Raw genomic sequence first — 23,480 nt, forward strand, 5'->3', positions numbered from 1 at the left:
TTCACGAGTTTGTTGTATGAAGAGTGAAACAATGGTGCGAATAAGAAATTTTAAGGGTACAAAAAAGCGCCCATATGAGCGCTTTTAAACTAAATAATTAGTAACAATTATTCTGCAGGTAGTATAAGCGCTGACACCTCACCAAAGCCAATACGCGCAGCTCCATCTTTTTCACACCAACCTTTCATAATAACATTGTCGCCGTCTTCCAAAAACGTACGTTGTTCACCATTTGGTAGTGAGATCTGTTCTTTACCACCAATACTTAACTCAAGCATAGAGCCAGCTTCTTCGTGCGTTGGTCCTGACTGCGTGCCACTACCAAACATATCGCCTGGTTGTAGGTTACACCCATTTACAGTATGGTGCGTTACCATTTGAGCGACAGTCCAATATGAATGGCGGAAGCTAGACAAAGACAAACGGGCGGCTTGATCATTCGCATTACGCATTTTTTCTGTTTCAAGCTGCACTTCTAGCTGAATATCAAATGCCCCTGCTTCGCGGTTTAATGAAGACTCAAGATATTCTAATGGCTGAGGATCACTTTCATCACGTGTCCAGGCACAACGGTAAGGAGCTAACGCTTCTGTAGTAACAATCCAAGGAGAAACCGTAGAAACAAAGTTTTTCGCAAGGAATGGCCCTAATGGTTGGTATTCCCAGCCTTGAATATCACGCGCAGACCAGTCATTGAACAAGCAAATACCAAACACGTGATCTTCTGCTTCATCCATTGAGATGGTATCACCGAGCTCGTTACCGTTACCGATATAAATACCAACTTCCATTTCGTAGTCTAGACGTTTACAAGCTCCGAATACCGGCGTATCGGCTGTAGGCGGCTTAAGTTGTCCTTTAGGGCGTTTAAAAGAATGACCTGAAACTTCAATTGAAGAAGAGCGGCCATGGTAGCCAATTGGCACCCATTTGTAATTTGGTAACAACGGGTTGTCAGGACGAAACAATTTACCCACTGATGTTGCATGATGAATGGAAGTATAAAAATCCGTGTAATCACCAATTCGACACGGTAAATCATACTCAACATCAGCCATAGGCACTAAACATGTTGCTAATTGCGATTCTAAAGCACTACCGGTAGCTAGGCCTTCAGACAATGCTACGCGAACGGCATGCCATACGGCCTTGCCCATGCCCATAAACTCATTTAACGCTTGATTATCGCACGCAGCAAGACCCTCTTGCGCTAACCCAGAAAACACATCAAGTGCTTTGACTGCTTTTAAATCAACGACTTGGTCACCAATGGCAACACCACCGCGAAAGTTCTCATTACTACCTTTGCGACGAAAAACCGCAAACGGAAGGTTTTGAATTGGAAAATCATTGCCAGGTTGATTAGCAGACTCTACCCAGCTTCTAAGTTCAGGATTATGCGTTTCATTTAATAAGTGTTGACTAGACATTTAGACTTCGCTCCAACGAATATGTACATAGTTATACCAATCAGTAAAAGTTACCTTTGGATTCAATGAGCCACATTATAACAGCGCCCCAAACAAACGCTATGTCGTGCTAAATACTAAATGTTTATAGTGTCAAGAAATGATTGCACATATATCTTTACAGCTATGTTTCTAAACATACATCATGGAATATTGATAACTTTTGCATCTAAAGCCGCAGATTGGTTGAAATATTGACGACATTAGCTATACGTTAATTAGTAGCTTTGAAATGTGACGAGAAATGTCCCTTCCCTTTTTAGAACAATCACCACAAAATGATTACCCTCCTTGGAAAGTACTCATAGTTGATGATGAGAAAGATGTCCATACTATTACCCAAATGGCATTAAAGCGCTTTGAATTAGAAAACAGGCACATCGATTTTTATAATGCATATAGTGCAGAAGAAGCAAAGGAAATATTACGAAATCAGCGTGACATAGCTCTGGTATTTCTTGATGTTGTTATGGAAACAGACGATGCGGGTCTGAATTTAGCCAAATGGATGCGTGAAGACCTCAATAATCACTTCACTCGTATTGTTCTTCGTACAGGTCAGCCAGGTCAAGCACCCGAAGAACAGGTGATTGTTGATTACGATATTAACGACTATAAAGAGAAAACGGAATTAGACCGTAAAAAGCTTTTTACCACTGTTTATAGTTCATTACGCGCATATCGTGACATTGTAAGTATTGAAGAAGCTAGAAAATATCAGGAACGATATCGCATGGGATTAGAACGTGTGATTGATTCGAGTAGTCAGGTCCTCGACAAACGTACCTTACATCAATTTTTTGATGGCTTACTTGAGCAAGTGATTTCTTTGCTTCGAATTAACAAAGACGGCGTATTACTGCAAGTTTCAGGTTTAGGCGCAATCTATACCGAAGACGATTTTGAAGTATTAGCCCAAATTAGCTATGAAAACAAAGAGCAAGTGATTGATGAGCTCACCTTGTCTTACCTAAATAAAGCGATTCAGCTCAAACATAGCATCATAGAGAAAGACATCTTAGTAGGCTATTTTCCGAGCCAAACCGAGAAAGTAAGTTTGTTATTTCTCAAAGGCATTTCTACCTTGCATGAAATTGACATCAAATTGCTGGAAGTGTTTTCCAGTAATATAAGTCTCGCTTTTGATAACTTATTGCTCAATAGAGAAATAATTGAAACACAAGAAGAGCTCATTTATAAACTGGGTGATGTTGTAGAATCCCGATCCAACGAAGCAGGAAACCACATACGTCGAATTTCTGAAGTATCTTACCTGCTTGCTAAGACGCTAGGGTTAGAAGAAGACGAATGTCAATTGCTCAAACAAGCTGCGCCTATGCATGATATTGGCAAAATCGCCACGCCCGATAAGGTATTACTCAAGCCAGGTAAACTAGATAACTCTGAAATGGCGACAATGAAACAGCACCCCGCAATTGGCCATAAAATTTTGTCAGGTTCTTCTCGGCCAATTTTACAAGCCGCTGCAATAATATCGCAACAACATCACGAAAAATGGGATGGTTCTGGCTATCCAAATGGCTTGAAAGAAAGTGAAATTCATATATTTGCGAGAATCGTTGCGGTCGCGGATGTTTTCGACGCACTGACTCACAAGAGATGCTATAAAGAAGCTTGGCCTATTGATAGTGTCATTGATTATTTAGTGGCCGCTAAAGGAACACATCTAGATCCGGCTATTGTCGATACCATGTTGAACATTGTTGACCAAGCAGTTGAAATAAATGAAAACTTTCAAGATTAACACCAGCTTAATCACCAAGAATAACTACTGTGAGTTTAACTAAAACAACACAGGTTAGTTGCTCGGAAATTTAATTAGATATGACATGCCTTTACCCGGCTGACTCTGTACTTTTATCTTACCATTTAAAGCGCTGGTAACGAGATTATAAATAAGGTGTGTACCTAAGCCACTGCCACCATCTGCGCGCCGAGTTGTATAAAAAGGCTCAAATATACACTTAAGCGCTTCTGCTGTTACACCCACACCATTATCCATATATTTCAAGATTGCATAGCCATTTTTCTCAAACGCCTCTATTTTTATGTGGCCGTGGTTAGTATCAATAAACCCATGTATGAGTGAGTTAATAATTAAATTACTCACAATTTGAGACAATGCGCCAGCGTTCACATGAATGCATAGCCCAGGCTGACATTTTATCTCAATGACATGCTGAGTTTTCTTTAATTTTGGCTTAAGTGAAGTGATAATTTCATTGAGATAACATTCAACATTGATGGTTCGATGCTCATTTGAAGACTGATCAACAGCGACTTGTTTAAAGCTCTTAACCAGCTGGGCACCACGATTAATATTTGTCGATAAGATCTCTATGGTCTGTTTTAATTCGTTAAAAAAGTCACATAAGTCTTCCTGCGTTAACGTTTTCGCGTCAAGCTTTTGTTTTACCAACTCATATTCTTCATTTAAATGGCTAATCCCTGTCACGCAGATCCCCAATGGCGTATTAATCTCATGCGCAATACCCGCAACTAAACCACCTAGCGACGCCATTTTTTCGCGCTGCACTAACTCATCTTGCGTACGCTCCAAGCGCGCTATCGTTTGATTAAGTTCAGTATTTTGCTGTTCTAACACCCTGTGTTGTTCAGCCAGCTTCACTTGTGCTTCCTGCCTTTGCTTACTATTCATAGCATTTTCTAAAGCAACAGCAACCTGATCAGCTACAAACTGCAGAATCTTTAGATCCTTCGGATAGTACACAATATCAGGGTCATAACTTTGAATAACAATAATGCCCAGTACAGCATGCTTTGAGATCATTGGAGCACCTAGCCAACTGGTAAAGTCGCTCGCCCCAAGCACTTCCTTAATCAATCCTTCCTTGATAAGCTCCACTGCATCTTCTGCAGAAAGCAGCTGCGCCTGTCGTGTTTTTATTACATAAGAACTTAACCCTTCCCCTAGTGGCAGTGAAACGCCATCTAGCTTGTCTATGGTCGTATCTTTCTCATCAATGAAGTAGGGAAATGATATTTTATTTTCGTCTTCATCAAACAGCGCAATGAATATATTTCTGGCATAAAATAACTGGTCCACAATTTCATGAATCTTTCGATAAAGCTGATTCATGTCAACTTCGACAGTAGGTAATGAAGCTATTTGATATAGCGCGTGCTACAATTTTTCAGAATAGGTCAGCTCTGCTAATTGCAACTCAAGCTTCTTTGTGTAGAGCGTAATTTGGGTTTGATGATCATCTTCATGCTGTAAAGGATTAGATTGTGAAAGCAATGCAACCTCAGCTTCAAGCGCTTTGATTTGCTTTCTTAGTTCAATTGCCGAGATTTCTGTTGTGTCGTTCAACAATTACGCCCCATAACTTCTTCATTATAAAATCATAGTTAAGAACGCATTAATTGCTAGGTAGTTATGCCCGAAAATCACCAGTTATCATTATCGGGCATACATACGCTTTGCAAAGTAGTTTTGACAGGTTAATCATTACCACCTTTATCACCAGTACCATAAATAACACATTCTGGATAAGGTGTGCATCTTGGGTTCTTTACACCTGGTCGCATGTTTGGTCCCATCGTTTGTTGAAGATAAGTTTGAAAGTCTTCTAACAATTTTGAACCAGAATTGGCTTTTTGCTCCACACTTTTCGAACTATTATTCTGCTTGCTAGTATTTGATGACACCACATTCGTAGAATTGGCATTTGAAAAAGTTGCTATTCCTAAAACAGCAATTGTTACTTTGATCATTGTGTTCATTTTTTATTCTTCCTATTTGTCACTTTAATCTGGCTTATTTGTACAAATGATTGTATTCAGAAGTATCAAATAAACTATTTTTCGCCTTAACGTTTAAGACGAATTGATATTGGTCGGTAAGTGCAAATCTCGCACTAAATAAAAATGAATAAAGTGTAACGAGAACTTTATAAAACCTTATATAGTTGGATTAATTTTCTGATTTATAGTAAAAATGTGACAACAGCACTTTGTAAAGAAAGCGTTATAATCGTTAACATAAAATCGAAAAAAATTAGCATATAATGATGCAGTATGACTTAGGGCAAGGTACATTTTTCTGTGCCAAAAATGGGATTGTCATTAAAATTGATGGTGATTATCGTCGAGAATTTAAACTCGACAATTTAGAGTCATCACTTTTACAGCTGTTTATCAACAACGTCGGTATAACCCTTTCAAAAAATGACTTAATGAAGGTATGGCGCTCTCAATATGTTATGGAACACTCTGTCACGCGCGTAATATCGACCTTACGGAAAAAGCTCGGTGACACACATCGAAAAGCCGCTTTTATCAAAACTATTCCTCGCGCTGGCTATCAATTCATTGGACAGGCACATGCAATAGAACTAGATTTGTCACCTAACCACATTGAATTCGTAAAAAAAACAGCCCGCTTAGCTAAAAATTGGAGCAAGCAAATCATCGCTGTTCAAGCGATAGCTATATGTGTTTTGCTATTTTATGTACTGCAATTTTCCTTTGTTGCGGACACACAACAGACTGACTCTCCCTATAAACCCATTATTGAAATTATTGACAATAAAACCTTAAAGACGGCACCTGCTTCTACTGCTGACGGCGAATGGATTGCGTATTCCGCGAAATCAAATTCCAGTAATTGGTTTTTAAAGTTTATCAATACGCAAACAGGCAATGCATGGCAGTTTAGTCAGCAAGATTTGAACCTATCAAACCCTGCTTGGTTAAACAAACACAGCGTGGTATTTAGGCAATGGAACAAAAATGTTTGTGAAATAAGAAAAATTACGTTTGACGAACTGCACAACATTCTGAACAACGAAAGTATCACATATTGCCACCCGAGCACTTTTAGTAAGGGGCTTGCAGCACTGAATGACAAGGAAATACTGGTAACAGATAGCGATGCGCTAACATCACCTTTACAGCTGTACAAAGTCACCATCGAAACTGGAGCAAAAGAAACTATCCAACTCTCTAACGATGTTGGCCATGGCATATATCGCGTTTATGTGAGCCCAAACAAGCAATTTATAGCCACTCTCACTTCGTTGAATTGGTTTGCTACTATAGTAAAAGTTCACGCCACAGGTAACTTCGAAGAGCCTATTTGGCAGAAAACCATTGACTACCCGTTATTTTCATTGGCATTGGACGACTCCCTAGTAACATTCAAGAATGCACATGGTGGATTGAGCACTGTTAATTTTCTTGGTAAATCAAATATAGAAAGCTTTGTGCCACTATTGCTCACTCGAGCGATATACTCACCTGTTTATTCGCCCGGCGGCTTTTTATTCACTGAAGGTGAAATGTACGCGAAAAACATTTCATTACATAATCTAGAGACTGGAATTTCAGAAGTAATACTTGATTCAACAAATACGTCACTCAATGCCCCTATATTACTCGATAGTAGCACACTCTTGTTTACCTCTAATCAAACAGGCATTAACCAAATATGGCGTTACGAGTTAAAAGAGCAAAAACGCATTCAAATATCTAGCTTTGATGAACCTTATTTTGTTTATCGAGTTGAGCTCAATGACAACCGTGATCTAATAGCAATATCAACAAACAAAGGAATAATACTGGCGCAGTTTATCAATGGCTATATTGGAAATACCATTGCGAAATTCAAAGGTAAAAACCCTGTATTTTGGCAAAACAAGTTAATTTACAACCGATATTTAGATGATAGAAATACCATTTATACTTTTTTACCTGAAACCAGCGACAGCAAATTATTAATCAATAATGGTGCTTACAAAGCTGTGGTTGATCAAGGCAAATTGTATTACTCTAAATTTCATAAAAAAGGGATTTGGCAATATGTAGAAGGTGGTGAAGATCAATTGATTTACTCTAAATACTCTCCTTCTCCACCTGAAATGTGGGATATTCATCAAGGTGCACTTTATATTGGTGAACAAGAAGAAAATACAATTATTCGTGTCGATTTACAGAGTAACTATGAAACCACATTTTCAATGGGGGACTGTAAAACAGCAAATATTGTTTTCGAAAATCATTGTATTGCGACGCATATAACGCCGTCAGTAAATAGGTTATTGAAGTTTACTTACGACCTATAATTCGAAATCACCAAAATCAAGGTCGTTGCTTTTATCTAGCTGTCTTCTAGATGGTTGGTCTAATAACGATGGTTGAATTTCTGGTTCTTTGGATTGTGCACTGTCAGGAGCAGCTACTTTCGTTCCTTTATTTTCTTTACGTTTTTTACGTTGCTGACAACGCTTAACCACTTTTTGTTTATCATCCGTGGTTAAGTCAATCCAGTTTTGTCGTTCTTCCCGTGTGCGAAAACACCCCATGCAGTAGCCTTTGTCATCAGATTGACAAATACCTATACACGGACTGGGAACATCAAAAAACTCTAATTGCATGCTGCCACTATACCATATTTATACCAATTGGTATTACCTAAGCTCGCTTAACAACTTTAGAAATTAAGCGAGCTAATATTTATCTTAAGCAAGTTTATCAGAAGCAATATGATAATCAGGATCTTCAATCACATTGACTTCAACCAAGTCACCTGCTTTTGTCAGTAACTCTAAACAATCAGCGCTTAGATGCTTAAGGTGCATGGTTTTACCTTTGCTAATATAACGTTCAGCCAAAGTATCAATAGCTTCAATCGCTGAATGATCCGCAACCCGAGAATTCTTGAATTCTACAATGACGTCATCACTGTCGTTTTCCACATCAAACTGTTCTAAGAAACTAGACACCGAACCAAAGAAGAGTGGGCCATCAACTTCGTAAACTGTAGAACCTTCTACAGTAGTACGTTTCACACTTACATGCTTAGCGTGCTCCCACGCAAATACCAGTGCTGAAACAATGACACCTACCACTACCGCAACAGCGAGATCCGTCGCCACGGTAACACCAGAGACCAAAACGATTACAAACGCGTCTGCTTTAGGCACTTTGTTTAAAATGCGGAAGCTTGACCACTCAAACGTACCAATTACCACAATAAACATCACACCGACTAACGCAGCTAGCGGTATCATTTCAATGTAGTTAGAAGCAAATAAGATGAACATCAGCAATGCGATAGCTGCTGTGATTCCTGAAGCACGTCCGCGACCACCAGAGTTAACGTTAATCATTGACTGACCAATCATGGCACAGCCACCCATGCCGCCAAAGAAGCCGTTTACGGTATTTGCAGCACCTTGCGCGATACATTCTTTGTTACCACGGCCACGTGTGCCTGTTAGTTCATCTATCAAAGTTAATGTTAGTAAGGATTCAATTAAACCGATTGCCGCTAACACCAAGGCAAAAGGTAAGATAATCTTAAAGGTTTCAAACGAAAATGGTACTTGCGGAATGCTAAACTGTGGTAAGCCACCAGCAATTGACGCTTCCGGATTGTTCGTCATATCTCTAACGAAATCAACAACTGTACGAGCGTCTAAGCCTAAGCTGTGCACAATAACGGTAACGACTACAATAGCAACTAAAGACGAAGGCACCGCACGCGTTAATTTTGGCAAGAAGTGAATAATTGCCATTGTGAGTACAATTAATCCAGCCATAGTTGCTAATTGAGAGTCTTGCATCCAAACAAGCTCACCTGCATCATTTGTGACCTTAAATTGCCCTAGCTGCGCGAGAAATATAACAATTGCAAGTCCATTAACAAAACCAAGCATTACAGGATGAGGTACCAGTCGAATAAACTTTCCGAGCTTAAACAAGCCCGCTAGAATTTGAAGTATCCCGGTTAGTACGACTGTGGCAAACAGGTATTCAACGCCATGTATAGCAACTAAACTTACCATAACAACAGCCATTGCACCCGTCGCACCAGAAATCATTCCCGGACGACCACCAAAAACTGAAGTGATAAGCCCCACCATAAATGCAGCGTACAGGCCAACTAAAGGTTCTACCCCCGCGACAAAGGCAAACGCCACGGCTTCAGGAACTAATGCAAGTGCAACGGTTAAGCCTGACAACACGTCATTCTTCAAGTTTCCAGCTTTACTCGCTTTTATTTCGAACATTTTACTCTCGCGCAATTAATTAAGTGAATTCTGTACCATAGAAGTGACATGACTAGGGAATTACTCGTACTTTTGCCTAAGCATAGACAAAATATCGAGTAAATGTAGTTTTCTAGGTATTAAAGCGCGGGAATAGTATAGATATGGAGGGTAAATGTCAATGATTGTTCAAAATTACCCCACCCACGATAGTGGGGTAATAGTTTGAAAAATAAAGGTTTTTAAGCTTGAGCAAGATCTCTTTGATTTAAAAACTCTTTAATTTCATCTCTAGAGCCTAAAATGTGTTGCTTTAGCAGTTCTACTGCTTTTTCGACATTGCGCTCTCGACAGTAACCAAGTAATTCACTGTGTTCAGATTCTGCTTTAGAAATACCGCCTGCCCATAATAAATGCATACGAATATAACGGTCAGCATTCTTATTCAGTGTATTTACCAAATCCTGTGTTTGAGGTCTGTTAGCACCTGAATACAAACAATTGTGGTAATCTGAATTTAACTCACTCCATGTATTGGCAGCGTTTTCCTGTCCAAATGCTTTATCAAGCTTTTTCAACAAACTCTCAGCTTCTTCAAGGTTTTCTTCAGTTAAGTAAGGAATAGAGGCAGCAAGTAAATCCCCCTCTAACATAGCACGCAATTCGAATAACTCATCGACCTGATCAACATTTAACTCAGTCGCTGTAGCGCCTTTATGTGGCTCAAAAGCAACAAGACCTTCGGCCTCAAGTTGTAATAGTGCTTCACGTACGGGAATTCTACTAACGTTTAATTCTTCAGCCAGTGCAGCTTGGCGTAAAGGTTGTCCTGCCTTAATTTCACCATTGAGAATTTTCTCTCTCAAGATTTCAACAACTAACTGTGTACGGGTTTTGTAAACTATGCTCATGAATTTTTTCCTATTCGATCTGCGCACTATTATAAGGATTCAAAGATTAAACACAAAAAAAAAGCTGCAAAGTTTGCAGCTCTTTAATTTTTCTTTAAATTTTAATCCTTTAATAATTTAGGAAGTAGCTCCTGCGGCATGTTCTGATAACAGATTGGACGCTGGAATCGCTTAATCGCTTCACTGCCAACCGACGTTGTTCTAACGTCTGTCGACGCAGGGAATGGTCCACCATGATTCATCGATGCGCACACTTCCACGCCTGTTGGCATTTGGTTGTATATCAATCGCCCAACTTTATGTACCGCCAATTGTGCAACACGTTGAGCTAACGCTAAATCATTACTTGCAGCGTGGATACTTGCAGTTAAGTTGCCTTTTAACCCTGAAATCAGCGCGTTAAGCTCATTTACATCACGGCATTTAACAATTAATGCACACGACCCAAATACTTCTTCATGCAACGCAGGCGTTTTAGCAAATGTTTCATATGATGTTTCAAATAATGCTGCTTGGCAGAAATGCTCAACGCCAGATTGACCCTCTGCAAGTAATTGAACGCCTTCAATCGTTTTCCACTGATTTACAGCTTGCTTGTATGAGCTAGCGATTCCCGGCGTTAACATCACTCCTGCTTCTGTTTCTGCGATCGCTTTCGCCGCTGATTCAGCAAATACACCGTAATCTTCGCTTTCTACTAATGCCCAAATACCTGGACTCGTACAAAACTGTCCCTGCCCCATCATTAGTGAAGCAACTAAAGCCTGTGCTATAGCGTCACCTTCTAGTGCTAGTTTGTTAGGCAAGATAAACTGAGGATTTAGGCTGCCAAGTTCGCCATAAAATGGGATCGGTGTTGGACGCTCGTTAATTTGTGCCTGTAATATCATGCCAACACGTTCTGAGCCCGTAAACCCAACAGCTTGAACAAGTGGATGGGTAACGAGTTGCGTTGCAATACCGTAGTTCTTACCTTGAATAAGCGAAAATACACCTGCATCAACGCCGCATTTTTGGATCGCTGTTTCAATTGCACGAGCAACCAACTCAGCCGTACCAGGATGAGCAGCGTGCGCCTTCATTAGCACCGGACAACCCGCAGCAAGAGCTGATGCAGTGTCTCCGCCAGCAGTAGAAAAAGCTAATGGAAAATTACTTGCTGCAAAAACACTAACAACACCTAGAGGTAAATAGCCTAGTCTTGTATCTGGTTTGGGCAGTGGTTGACGTTCAGGATTTGCCGTATCAATAATTGGTTGATATTCACCGCTTTCAAGAAGATCGGCGAATAACCCAAGTTGGCCTATTGTACGCCCTCTTTCTCCTTGAATTCGTGCACTAGGTAACCCGGTTTCAGCACAAGCGATTTCCACTAAGTCATCGCCAAGCGCCAAAATTTCTTCACCAATTGTACGTAAGAATTTAGCGCGTTCGGTTGCTGGCAATTGACCATAGCTAGAAAAGGCAAGGTGTGCTCTTTGTATCGCTTGTTCGACTTCTTGTTTGGTGGCATCAGCAAAATTCTGTGCCATTGGCTCATTATTTACCGCGTGAAATGCTGAAAATCCATTTTCGGTGTTACCACACCATTCACCTGCAATAAGGTTTTTACCTGTTAATGTCATTTTTACCTACCTACTTACAATTTTATTAATTCAATATATGAACTGTGTTATTTCACAACAAAGCCAAATGCATAAGGATCGTCGTCATCAATCGTTATGCAGTTCTTGCCAAATACCTTCGCCCATCCTTGAATGCTCGGCTTAATCGCTTCGATTATGCCGTTTGTGCCTTGTAGCGAGACTACATCTTCAACGCGGCCAACAAACTGACTACCGATATAGCTCTCGTGGACGAACTCATCACCTTTTTTCAGTAAACCTTTAGCATAAAGTTGCGCCATACGTGCGCTTGTGCCAGTACCACATGGTGAACGGTCAATCGCTTTGTCGCCATAGAACACGGCATTGGCCGCATCTGAATCGGCCTGTTGTGGTTGCCCCGTCCATAATACGTGAGAAATACCACACACAGTTGGATCCTCAGGGTGCACACATTTGAGTGTTTGCTGCGCGACTTGGCGAACAATTGGACTCCAATGCAGAATGTCGTTTGCCGACCATTGGTCAATGCCTGGAAAGTTTTCTTGTGGCTCAACAATCACGTAGTAATTACCACCATATGAAACATCAACTTTAAGTTGGCCCAGCCCAGGGATATCCAGCAATTTGTCTTGATGTGCCAGATAGGCGGCTACATTATGAATCTTGACTGATTTAACCTTTTCATCAATCATTTCATATTCGATTTCAATCACTCCCGCTGGCACATCTAATATAAGCTTTCCTGGGTGACGCGGAGAAATAAGCCCATTTTCCAGCGCTGCCGTCACTGTACCGATAGTTCCGTGTCCACACATTGGCAAACACCCCGATGTTTCGATAAAAAGAATCGAAGCATCAGCTCCTTCAGTACAAGGTGGGTATAAGAATGATCCTGACATCATATCGTGTCCCCGAGGCTCAAACATCAATCCTTGTCTAATCCAATCATAGTTTTCGAGAAAGTCTTGTCGCTTCTCGCTCATCGTGCGTCCTTGTAAATTCGGGTGACCACTTGTTACCAATCTAACGGGATTACCGCAAGTATGCGCATCGATACAAAAAAATGTACCTTTAATCATGTACTACCTATCTTTTAAGCTGAAAATATCAGTGTTAATTATATGAAGAAAGCCGGTGACTCTGCTTAAAGAGTATCAACCATTATTTTGACGAGTCGAAGTTGATCGACAGGCCATCGTTATACTGTGTAGTTGCTGCTGGGTAAACACCTTGCCAGTTAATGTAAATCATAATGTTTAGACTTTAAAAAAATACAATCAAAAGATTTTCTAGAAATAATATCGCATATTGTATACAATATTTCCATTCATACAAGTCCAATGTGTAAAAAAGCTAATTTAAGGGGGCTGGCAATGTACATGAGCTTAGATAAACTCAAAGTAAAACATAGCATTAACACTATTGATGCACACACTGAAGGTGAGCCACTTCGTATCATCACGCAGGGATATCCGGCTATCATTGGCACAACTATCTTAGAAAAACGTCACTATTTAAAACATGAATTAGACCATTTACGCGAGCTGTTAATGTATGAACCGCGTGGTCATGCCGATATGTATGGTGCGATTATTACAGAACCATGTACGCCTGACGCAGATTTTGGCATTTTATTCATGCATAACGAAGGCTATAGCAGTATGTGCGGTCATGGCATTATTGCCGCAGTAGCCACTGCCATCGAAACAGAAGCGCTTGCAATGCCCTCACCTGAGCAAGCAATTGTGATTGACGCGCCAGCTGGACTTATTCGTGCTTACGCACAACGTGACGACAATGCGCAGCTCACCGTAAGTTTTGATAACGTCCCTTCATTTATCGTGGCGCAGCAGCAAAAGGTTGATATTGATGAATTGGGTGAAGTTACTTATGACATTGCATTTGGTGGCGCCTATTATGCTTATGTAGATGCAGACGCTCTTAATGTTAGCTGTGAACCAGAAAATCAGCAGCAACTCATCAAACTTGGTAAAGCCATTAAACAGGCTGTAATTGAAAACTACACCATTACCCACCCAATCGAAGCAGATTTAAGTTTCTTATACGGCACAATTTTCTATAGTAAGAAAAACATTGGCAGCGACGCACACTCTAAACACGTATGCATTTTTGCTGACGGTGAGGTCGATAGATCGCCAACGGGTACTGGCGTTTCAGGTCGCATCGCTCTACTAAAATCGCAAGAAGGCATTAAGGCTAGTCAACCCGTTATTATCGAGAGCATTGTCGGGGGGCGCATGACGGTGTCGTATACAGAGGCAGTTGACTACTACGGAGAAGCGGCCGTTATCCCACGTGTTTCGGGGCGCTCATTTATTACTGGCAGTCATACATTTGTTCTTCAGCAAAATGATATCTTTCCACAAGGTTTCTTACTGAGGTAGCAAGCTCGATGAAAAAACTCAATATTGGTGTAATTGGCGCAGGTATAATCGGTGTCAATTGCGCGGCAGAACTTCAATCTCTAGGACACCAAGTAACATTGCTTGACCGAAATGGCATAGGGGAAGAATGCTCAAAAGGCAATGCTGGTCATTTTGCTACTGAGCAAGTATTTCCATTGGCTGAGTTTTCATTACTGCCTCAACTACCTAAAATGCTGCTAGATCCTTTAGGTCCCGTTGCCCTGAGACCTGGTTATATTCCTAAAGCACTACCTTGGTTTATCAAGTTTATTACCAATATGTTTGCTGCCAAAAGGCAACATAACAAAGCAGCACTTCAAGCAATTAATGCACTTGCTATTGCTAGTTACCAAGAAAGATTAAAAACTGCAAACGCCAGTGAGCTACTGATATTACAAGGCAGTTTATTGGTTTTTGAAAATACACCGATAGAACAGGTTGAAGCACATTATCGCCACTATAAGAATGCGGGAATTGCTGTAAAGCTGTTAAATAGAGAACAAGCATTGGCATTAGAACCAAATCTTGTCGACACCATACAGCATGCTTTGTACTTTACTGATGTCGGTCATACCTCTAGCCCTTATCAGGTTTGCCATGCCATCGCAGACTATTGTCAGCGAAATGGTACTACTTTCAAACAATTTGATGTTGAATCTATTACGCATACGCCGCAAAACGTGATGCTTTCAAACGGTAGCAAAGAAATCAAATTTGATAGAATTGTCATAGCATGTGGCGTTTGGTCCAAAGCACTGTTAAAGCCGCTGGGGTACAAACTTCCCATTGAGGCAGAACGAGGTTATAGCCTAGATTTGGCTTGTGATTCTGATCAGCCTTTATTACATCGTCCTGTCGCCTCTGCGGAACGTCGTTTTATTATGACTCCCATGAGCCACGGATTAAGATTGGCAGGTACCGTCGAATTTGCCGGACTTGAACATCCCGCAAATATGGAGCGTGCAGATAAGCTTTTTGACAATGCCAAACACGTTGTTAAAACCATTCCTGTTTATGATAAAAACCATGCAAAAGAAGGACAACGATGGATGGGATCACGACCATCGCTACCTGATTCTTTGCCCATTATTGGACAAGCACCTCACCATGAACATATTTATTTGGCTCTGGGACATCAACACCTCGGACTCACATTAGGTGCAATAACGGGTAAGTTGATTGGTCAACTCATTAATGAGTCCCCAACTGATATTGATTTAGCGCCTTTTAATATCAACAGGTTTAATTAACCACTTAAACTAGGATCATTCAAAACCACTTTAAAAACGATTGTCGTTTTTATGCCAATAGCACATCTCCCTATCAGAGCTATTGGCATTTTTCTTTCTTTTAGCCAATCTCAACAACTAGCTTAATGGCTAAGCGTTCAAAAATGAGAAAATTCATCAAGATAATGGTAAGATTTTTATTTCGAAGCGACGTACTTAATTAATCAACCATATCGCTTTTTATGATGGGTACTTTCACTTCAAATGCCGTTCCTACTGCGGTATCCAAGCAACGAATCGTACCGCCAAGCTTGGTATTAACAAGGTTGAAAACTATATTCATACCAAGCCCGCTTCCTCCTTGCCCACGCTTAGTAGTAACAAAAGGATCAAACACTTTGCTTTTTACGTCTGCCGTCATGCCTTTACCATCGTCACTGTACAACAGCGTCAGATAGCCATCACTTTCAACAAACGAAATATTAATCTCGCCGCTGTCACGATCTTCAAAACCATGGACATGAGAGTTAGTTAGAAAATTCGTTAGAATTTGGTTCCACGCACTTGGATAAGTCACAATATTAAGCTCCTTATCAAGTGATAAATTGATGGTGTAATTTTTACGTTTGAATAACGTTTTCACCGTATTGACTACGTCATTAACATGCTGTGCTAAATTAATGCTGAGCTCAGGATCTGTATGTTGCTCTACCGCGACAGATTTAAAACCACGTATCAAATCTACCGCTTTATTTAAACTTCTCTCGATAATTTGTTGATACTCAATGAGTAGTTTTAATGTATTCGTTAACTGGGATTTAGTTAAGTTTTCTTCTTCAACAGAACGCAGTAAATCGCCTACTTTCTCTTTTAACGCCGTAATAGAAGTCACACAAATACCGAGTGGCGTATTAACTTCATGCGCGACCCCAGCCACTAGTTGCCCAAGTGACGCCATTTTTTCAGATTGTACTAGTTGATCTTTTGCTAGCGTTAAATCATCAAGTGATTGCTGTAATTGCTGGTTACTGGCTGCTAATTTAGCCGTTCTGTCGTATACCTTTATTTCTAATTCGGCATTCAGATTGATTAATGCGTTCTCAGCCTGCTCTAGTTTTACAATGTCATTTTTTAACGCAATGCGCATATTATTTATTGCATCAACCAAATCATCTAATTCATCTTTCGACGCAGAGCGACCTTGCAACATTAATGGGGTATCGAGGTTATCGCCTTTTACGTTTTTCGAATAGTGGGTAATATTGTAGATATGTCGTGTCACTAACCAATGCACGATAAACATGATAAAAAATGCAACAATAAAGGTTTTTACAAACTCAGATAAAACAATGAATCCGGCTTGCTGCTTAATACTGTTATTTATATCTTCGTAATTGGCCAAAATAACCAAATTACCAATATCATTTTCCCCGTATTTTATCGGATATTCGACAACTTTCATCGCCTCGGTATTTTCATCGCCATATTGATATACCTTGCCAAATCCTGTGGTGATTTTCACAAAGCGAATATTAGGTAACTTCACGATACCTTGAATTTGTTGTTGAACTAATGGTTCGTTAAAGTCCCAAAGGCTGGTAGAGATAGACTGAATATAACTAGTTTCGATGTTGTCAAATTGCTGGTTAAGATCAGCAATACCTGATTGATAACTCACATAAAGTTGGATAATGGTAGAAGCAACAGACAATATTGAGCTACATAACAGGATGTAAATCAATACGCGTCGGCTTAGCTTATTGTTAAATGAGACGGTGTTATCCATTGAGCCCTTATTTCAGGTTGTTTTTGAACAAGTTACACTCTGGCGATTTATAGCACTCCTTTAATTAAAATAGCCAAGCCTTTGAATGTCAATAAAATACCTTTGCAATGCAAAGGTATTTTATAATTTTTAGCGATAATTATTGTCATTCAACTAACTTTAACAATTTGATAAGTAAAAAATAACGATGTAAACAGCATGAGTTTAGCTTGCCATCCATGCCTCGATTTCTTCAACCGTTCTTGGCACATCCCTTGATAAGTTTTCACAACCGTCGGCTGTCACCAATATATCGTCCTCAATGCGCACGGCGATACCACGCCATTTATCTTCTACGTCCAGACAATCTTCAGGAATATAAATGCCGGGTTCAATCGTAAACACCATGTTTTCTGCCAACAGTATCCATTCGCCATTTGCATCATGATAAGCGCCAACATCATGTACATCCATACCTAGCCAATGGCCTGTTTTATGGACCGTAAATTTGCGGTAAGCTTCTGATGCCAATGCCTGCTCAAAACTGCATTTGAGAATACCCAATTCAATTAAGCCCTTGGTCATCACCTCAACGCAGACTTGGTAAATTACATCCCAACTTACCCCTGGCTTGATCTGAGAAATAGCGCTATCAAGTGCTAACAAGACTAATTGATAAATGGTCTTTTGTGCATCATTAAACTTGCCATTAATTGGGTAGGTTCGTGTAATATCAGCACAATAATATTGATACTCAGCACCCGCATCAATTAGTAACATTTGGCCATCATTAAGTTCACAGTTATTTTCTTCATAATGTAGACAACAACCATTATTTCCACCCGCAACAATCGAAGGGTAAGAGACATCCTGACACCCGTACTTTGCAATTTCAAAGTCAAACAAAGCCGCCAGTTGTGCTTCATTAACGCCTGAACGACAACTTTTCATCACTTGTTTGTGTGCATGAACAGATGCCTCAACAGCATGACGAATGGGGGTTATTTCTGCTGCATCTTTAATGACACGTTTGTTATGTGTATAAGGTTGGAACGGCAACAGTTGACGATAGTGCTTTATTACATCAAAACCGGAATTTCTGCGTTGGTGGGCTATCCATCCAAGAATGTTGTTTGCATAAACCTCTTGTTCGTCCAAGTAGTAAACTTTTGTGCGCTCTTCGAGTAATTGAGGCAACACCGTAAATATTTTTTCGATATCGAATGCTACGTCAGCAGCATATTTCTCCAACACTCCCTGCTCGCCCGCTCGTTCTCCAAAACTAACCTCTGCGGCAGCATCTTTTCCTCGAACAAACATGGCAAATGGTTCATCATGATGAGGACGCAGTACTGCAACCGCATTAGGTTCGGCAAATCCAGTATAATAAAAAAGGTCGTTATCAGGTCTAAAATGGTACTTAATGTTTTTGCTACGTACTTTTTGCGTATTGCCGACAATAATGATGACACTTTGCTGATCGAAATCCTGATATAGTCGCTTTCTACGCTGTTGAAAAACGTTCACAGTACTACCTCCAAAATCTAGCTATTGGCATTAAATTGATAAACAAGCTTTGCTGCAGACAAATCTTCAAGCGCATGTCCTACAGACTTGAAAACGGTAATATCGCTATTTTTTCGGGTCATTTGAAACTCATTACGGCACAACCCAAACAAATCCGCCTCAATATCCTGACGTGTAATTACGCCATTTTGCAAAGGAATTGCAATGTCACCCGTTTCACGTAAAGCACCTTCAAAGTTGTCAATAAATACCCTACTACGCGTTAAGCACTCATCATCCATTTCGCGCATATCAGGACGATAAGCACCTACCATATCCAAATGCTGCCCTTCCTTTAACCATTGTCCAAATATCAAAGGCTCCTGACTAAGTGTGGCGCACGAAATAATGTCAGCTTTTGCTACACCTTGTTCGATTGAGTCAATTGGCGTCACTTCAATATCAAGATGCGCCACCTGACGACAAATATTCTCAGCTTTTTCAACACTTCTACCCCACACGTAGACTTGTTTAATAGGGCGTACACTGCAATGCGAAGCAATGAGTTGAGGCGCAAGGGTTCCCGTACCTACTATAAACAACACTTCACTGTTTTCGCGTGAAAGAAAACGCGACGCTAGTGCTGAGGCAGCCGCTGTGCGTTTTGCAGTGAGTGATGGAGCATCCATCATGGCTTTCATACTCCCCGTATCCACATCTAGCAGTAAGTAAGTTCCCTGAATTGAAGGCAAACCTTTTTGACTATTTTCAGGTGCAACGGTGACAAGCTTAATACCTGCAACATCACCTGATTGCCAAGCTGGCATCATCAACAACGTAGTTTCTCTACTTGCTTTAGGGTTTTCCATATCAAAGTGCAACCTTGGTGGCACCGTTACATTTGAAGCGAAGTCGCTCTGCAAGGCATCCACTAGTTGGGGAAACGAAAGTGCTTCGTTCACATTGGCAGCATTTATAGTCAACATAGTTTGTCTCATTCAGATTCTTTAACAATAGATAATACCGCCAGATTATTGCATACTGTATACAAAAATAAAACACTCCTTTAGACTTATGCCTGCCATATTGATTGGTATAATGTGGCTATCAAAGTGTGTTCTTAAAATGTGTTCTTTTAGGAAGGAAAATCAGATGAACGATTTAGCAAATTCTACGTTACTCATTCACCATTCAATTATTAACGGCGAGCCCTGTACTTCCAATGAACACTTTGATGTTGTCAATCCCGCAACAAATGAATGTATTGCAACGATGAGTGAAGTTACAGACGGACAACTAGAGCTTGCCATACAAACCTCTAAATCAGCGCAGCGAGACTGGCAAAAGCAAGATGCCCACACACGTGCCAAAATACTGCACAAGTGGCACGATTTAATCGCGAAGAACAGCCACGATCTTGCACTAATTTTGACACGTGAACAGGGAAAAACCTTGTCTGATGCCCGTGGCGAAATCCTCTACGGGAATTCATTTATCGAATGGTTTGCCGAAGAAGGTAAGCGTGTTTATGGTGATGTCATCCAATCGCCGAGCAACGACAAACGCATGTTAACAATTAAACAACCTGTAGGTGTTGTTGCTGCTATTACACCTTGGAATTTCCCTAGCGCAATGATTACCCGAAAAGCAGCGGCTGCGTTTGCTGCTGGCTGTTCCTTTGTGGTTAAACCTGCCGCAGAAACGCCATTGTCTGCACTGGCACTCGCAAAGTTAGCGATTGACGCGGGCATGCCAAAAGGCTTATTTAACGTAGTTATAGGCACCAATGCTGCCCAAATTGGCCGCGTGCTTACATCACACCCAGACATCGCTAAATTCACGTTTACAGGATCAACGCAAACAGGAAAGATTCTGACGGAACAATGTGCAAGCACAGTAAAGCGTGTTTCTATGGAGTTAGGGGGCAATGCTCCGTTTATTGTATTTGAAGATGCCGATTTGGATGCCGCTGCCCAAGCACTGTTTAATGCAAAATTTAGAAACTGTGGCCAAACGTGCATCAGCCCAAATCGCATCTATGTGCATCACCGTATTCATTCAGCATTTACCGACAAACTCATTGCTTTAGTGCAAACCTTAAAACAAGGAAGTGGTGAAGATAAACGCAATAATTTGGGCTGCCTTATCCATGATTCAGCCGCAAAAAAAGTTCACGATATGGTGTCAAACGCGATCAATGAGGGGGCGAAAGTTGAATTTGGCAGTTTAAGCCATCAGCCAGAAGATAGCTTTTACCCTCCAACTATTCTTAGTAATGTGTCACATGGCACTGCGATTACTCAACAGGAAATCTTCGGACCAGTACTGCCACTAATCCCTTTTAATGATGACGAGCAAGTCGTCAATTTCGCCAACGATACAAACTTTGGCTTAGCAAGTTACTTTTACACACAAAACATTCAGCGATTATTTAAAGTGTCTGAGGCACTGGAATATGGCATGGTTGGCGCTAATGACACCATGATTTCAAACACTGTTGCACCATTTGGTGGTATAAAACAATCAGGTTATGGAAGAGAAGGTTCAAAGTACGGATTAGATGATTACATGGCAATAAAATATGTATGTATTGGTGGTCAGTAGCCTCTTCTGACTGCTTTTAAAATGCAGTTAATCGATAAGTTCAGTCAAAGGGGAATTAGCAACACTCCCCTTCCTACCTAACAAATATCACAAACTCGTTAAAAAAATCGTTGACTTGTGACCATGATGTTGCAATGCTTAGCGTCTACTCATTCACTGGAGAGCGAGAAAATGAACAATTCACATCTTTCGATCATTGCTAATGCAGATATTGTGCTCTCTGGGTCATTTGTGTGTTTTATAGGCTTTAGCTGTTAAACCATAACTCGCAAAACAACATTCGCAGATTATAAGTGCTTTGGCTCTGTCCAGGGCGTGTGAGCTATTGACACTATAGTTCAACTTATTCCCGACCGTTTTGCCCCCAACAATTAGCAATTTGAAAGTTCAATTGTACATATTTGGCATCTGCCAAGTACTTTTGTTGTGTATATATATTGTCGGCATAGCAATGCCGAGAGGGTCATAAGAAGTGACAACTACTATTCAAGAAAAACAAGGTATTTTACATTTATTCAAGCGCGCCATAAAAGGCGACCATAAAGATCTAACTCAAGGTTCAATCGGCGTAGCGGCATTTTTACTGGCTGTACCTATGGTACTGGAAATGTTGATGGAATCGATTTTCGCGATTACCGACATCTTTTTTGTCTCTGGACTTGGTGCCGAGGCAGTAGCCGTAGTGGGCTTAACCGAAGCTGTGTTAACGCTACTCTATGCAATAGCCATTGGGCTAAGTATGGCAGTAACTGCAACCATTGCTAGACGTTACGGCGAGAAAAACGTCGAGCAGGCTGACATTGTCGCAGGTCAAACATTATGGATTGGTTTGTTCGTCGCGCTAGTCGTTGGCTTTATCGGCTTAAACTATGCAGAGAACATTCTTGCAATGATGGGGGCTAGCGAGAGTCTAATCGCTTCAGGAAAAAGCTACACCAGCATAATGCTCACAGGCTCGATAACCATTGTCTATCTGTTTTTGATTAACGCCATATTTAGAGGCGCTGGTGATGCATCTATCGCAATGCGCTCATTATGGCTAGCCAATGGTATAAATATCGTGCTTGATCCTATGCTCATATACGGTATTGGTCCGTTTCCAGAAATGGGGTTAGCTGGCGCAGCTATCGCAACGAACATAGGACGAGGCGTAGGTGTAGCCTATCAACTTATCCATTTGTTTGGTTATGCCGGGAAAATTAAAGTTGGTTTGAACCACTTAGCACTAAACGTAAAAGTCGGTTGGCAGTTACTATCGGTTTCATTTGGCGGTGTGGTGCAATTTCTTATCGGCACGGCGAGTTGGATAGCCTTGGTGCGCATTGTTTCTACATATGGCAGTGATGCAGTAGCTGGCTATACCATAGCAATTCGCATCATTATGTTCACTATATTACCTGCATGGGGACTCAGTAACGCGGTCGCCACTTTGGTAGGGCAAAACTTAGGGGCAGGCCAACCAGATAGAGCTGAACAATCGGTTTGGCGAATCGCTAAATATAATGTCTACTTCCTAATAAGTGTTGCGCTGGTATTTATTATTATACCGAAAGCTATTGTAGGCCTCTTTACGACGGATCCTGTGGTAATTGAATATGGTGTCGCGTGCTTACGCTATATCAGTTACGGTTACGGATTCTTTGCCATTGGCATGATCGTTGTACAAGCCTTTAATGGTGCTGGTGATACCATGACGCCAACTAAAATTAACTTTTTTTGTTATTGGCTCATCCAAATTCCGCTAGCTTATGCTTTAGCTAACTACGCTGGGCTTGGACCAACAGGTGTATTTGTGGCTATAACATTGTCACAAAGTCTATTGGCACTCGTTGGCGTGTGGGTATTTAAGAAAGGTCATTGGAAACTAAAAACCATTTGACCAAAATAAGATAGCATAATGAAATGAATCATTATTCAACACAGGATT

At 40.7% G+C, this 23,480-nt stretch carries 18 protein-coding genes; 6 read left to right on the forward strand and 12 right to left on the reverse strand.

Translation table 11 applies throughout. The features are described 5' to 3' along the window. Positions 1-107 precede the first annotated feature (107 nt). Positions 108-1,430, reverse strand: a complete 1,323-nt coding sequence (gene fahA / locus ACSLUK_RS09940; protein ID WP_448548415.1) for a fumarylacetoacetase — start codon at positions 1,428-1,430, stop codon at positions 108-110. A 283-nt stretch (positions 1,431-1,713) separates the two neighbouring features. Here fahA and ACSLUK_RS09945 point away from each other — a divergent pair, with 283 nt between their 5' ends. After that, positions 1,714-3,234, forward strand: a complete 1,521-nt coding sequence (locus ACSLUK_RS09945) for an HD domain-containing phosphohydrolase (RefSeq protein ID WP_448548416.1) — start codon at positions 1,714-1,716, stop codon at positions 3,232-3,234. 54 nt (positions 3,235-3,288) lie between these two features. On the opposite strand, the gene ACSLUK_RS09950 is transcribed toward ACSLUK_RS09945, so the two are convergent. The 3 genes from ACSLUK_RS09950 to ACSLUK_RS09960 form a co-directional block, all read right to left on the reverse strand. Beyond that, a complete protein-coding gene (locus tag ACSLUK_RS09950) occupies positions 3,289-4,590 on the reverse strand; it encodes a sensor histidine kinase (RefSeq protein WP_448548417.1) in 1,302 nt (433 codons plus the stop codon). Between the two features lie 45 nt (positions 4,591-4,635). Further along, the gene (locus ACSLUK_RS09955; protein WP_448548418.1) at positions 4,636-4,827 is read right to left on the reverse strand and encodes a hypothetical protein; all 192 of its coding nucleotides are present in this window, start codon (positions 4,825-4,827) and stop codon (positions 4,636-4,638) included. Between the two features lie 128 nt (positions 4,828-4,955). Continuing rightward, positions 4,956-5,237, reverse strand: a complete 282-nt coding sequence (locus ACSLUK_RS09960) for a hypothetical protein (protein WP_448548419.1) — start codon at positions 5,235-5,237, stop codon at positions 4,956-4,958. A gap of 284 nt (positions 5,238-5,521) precedes the next feature. On the opposite strand from ACSLUK_RS09960, the gene ACSLUK_RS09965 reads away from it, so the two are divergent. Further along, a complete protein-coding gene (locus tag ACSLUK_RS09965) occupies positions 5,522-7,576 on the forward strand; it encodes a winged helix-turn-helix domain-containing protein (RefSeq protein WP_448548420.1) in 2,055 nt (684 codons plus the stop codon). Here the strand turns inward: ACSLUK_RS09965 and ACSLUK_RS09970 are convergent. The 5 genes from ACSLUK_RS09970 to ACSLUK_RS09990 all read right to left on the reverse strand — a co-directional run bounded on the left by ACSLUK_RS09970 (position 7,571) and on the right by ACSLUK_RS09990 (position 13,102). Beyond that, complete coding sequence (locus ACSLUK_RS09970) at positions 7,571-7,888, reverse strand: DUF1289 domain-containing protein (RefSeq protein ID WP_448548421.1); 318 nt, start codon at positions 7,886-7,888, stop codon at positions 7,571-7,573. The genes ACSLUK_RS09965 and ACSLUK_RS09970 overlap by 6 nt on opposite strands. 84 nt (positions 7,889-7,972) lie before the next feature. Beyond that, complete coding sequence (locus ACSLUK_RS09975; protein WP_448548422.1) at positions 7,973-9,526, reverse strand: SulP family inorganic anion transporter; 1,554 nt, start codon at positions 9,524-9,526, stop codon at positions 7,973-7,975. Between the two features lie 221 nt (positions 9,527-9,747). Then, positions 9,748-10,416 carry a GntR family transcriptional regulator gene (locus tag ACSLUK_RS09980; RefSeq protein WP_448548423.1) on the reverse strand — a complete coding sequence of 223 codons (669 nt, stop codon included), beginning with the start codon at positions 10,414-10,416 and terminating at the stop codon, positions 9,748-9,750. A gap of 101 nt (positions 10,417-10,517) precedes the next feature. Continuing rightward, on the reverse strand, positions 10,518-12,041 hold the full coding sequence (locus ACSLUK_RS09985; protein WP_448548424.1) for an aldehyde dehydrogenase (NADP(+)): 1,524 nt from the start codon (positions 12,039-12,041) through the stop codon (positions 10,518-10,520). Between the two features lie 47 nt (positions 12,042-12,088). Then, entirely contained in the window at positions 12,089-13,102 is a 1,014-nt protein-coding gene (locus tag ACSLUK_RS09990) for a 4-hydroxyproline epimerase (RefSeq protein WP_448548425.1), read from the reverse strand. 300 nt (positions 13,103-13,402) lie between these two features. Here ACSLUK_RS09990 and ACSLUK_RS09995 point away from each other — a divergent pair, with 300 nt between their 5' ends. Further along, positions 13,403-14,428 carry a proline racemase family protein gene (locus ACSLUK_RS09995; protein WP_448548426.1) on the forward strand — a complete coding sequence of 342 codons (1,026 nt, stop codon included), beginning with the start codon at positions 13,403-13,405 and terminating at the stop codon, positions 14,426-14,428. 8 nt (positions 14,429-14,436) lie between these two features. After that, positions 14,437-15,699 (forward strand): NAD(P)/FAD-dependent oxidoreductase, encoded by a 1,263-nt coding sequence (locus ACSLUK_RS10000; protein ID WP_448548427.1) that lies wholly within the window; start codon positions 14,437-14,439, stop codon positions 15,697-15,699. Between the two features lie 199 nt (positions 15,700-15,898). Here the strand turns inward: ACSLUK_RS10000 and ACSLUK_RS10005 are convergent, their stop codons facing one another. The 3 genes from ACSLUK_RS10005 to lhpI form a co-directional block, all read right to left on the reverse strand. Continuing rightward, complete coding sequence (locus ACSLUK_RS10005; protein WP_448548428.1) at positions 15,899-17,464, reverse strand: sensor histidine kinase; 1,566 nt, start codon at positions 17,462-17,464, stop codon at positions 15,899-15,901. A gap of 204 nt (positions 17,465-17,668) precedes the next feature. Then, positions 17,669-18,970 (reverse strand): aminopeptidase P family protein, encoded by a 1,302-nt coding sequence (locus ACSLUK_RS10010; protein WP_448548429.1) that lies wholly within the window; start codon positions 18,968-18,970, stop codon positions 17,669-17,671. A gap of 17 nt (positions 18,971-18,987) precedes the next feature. Beyond that, entirely contained in the window at positions 18,988-19,935 is a 948-nt protein-coding gene (lhpI, locus tag ACSLUK_RS10015) for a bifunctional Delta(1)-pyrroline-2-carboxylate/Delta(1)-piperideine-2-carboxylate reductase (RefSeq protein WP_448548430.1), read from the reverse strand. A 166-nt stretch (positions 19,936-20,101) separates the two neighbouring features. Here lhpI and ACSLUK_RS10020 point away from each other — a divergent pair, with 166 nt between their 5' ends. Both ACSLUK_RS10020 and ACSLUK_RS10025 read left to right on the forward strand, forming a co-directional pair. Continuing rightward, positions 20,102-21,553 carry an NAD-dependent succinate-semialdehyde dehydrogenase gene (locus ACSLUK_RS10020; protein WP_448548431.1) on the forward strand — a complete coding sequence of 484 codons (1,452 nt, stop codon included), beginning with the start codon at positions 20,102-20,104 and terminating at the stop codon, positions 21,551-21,553. 472 nt (positions 21,554-22,025) lie between these two features. After that, positions 22,026-23,432, forward strand: a complete 1,407-nt coding sequence (locus ACSLUK_RS10025) for an MATE family efflux transporter (RefSeq protein ID WP_448548432.1) — start codon at positions 22,026-22,028, stop codon at positions 23,430-23,432. Positions 23,433-23,480 lie beyond the last annotated feature (48 nt).

This window comes from Thalassotalea fusca, assembly GCF_053485835.1.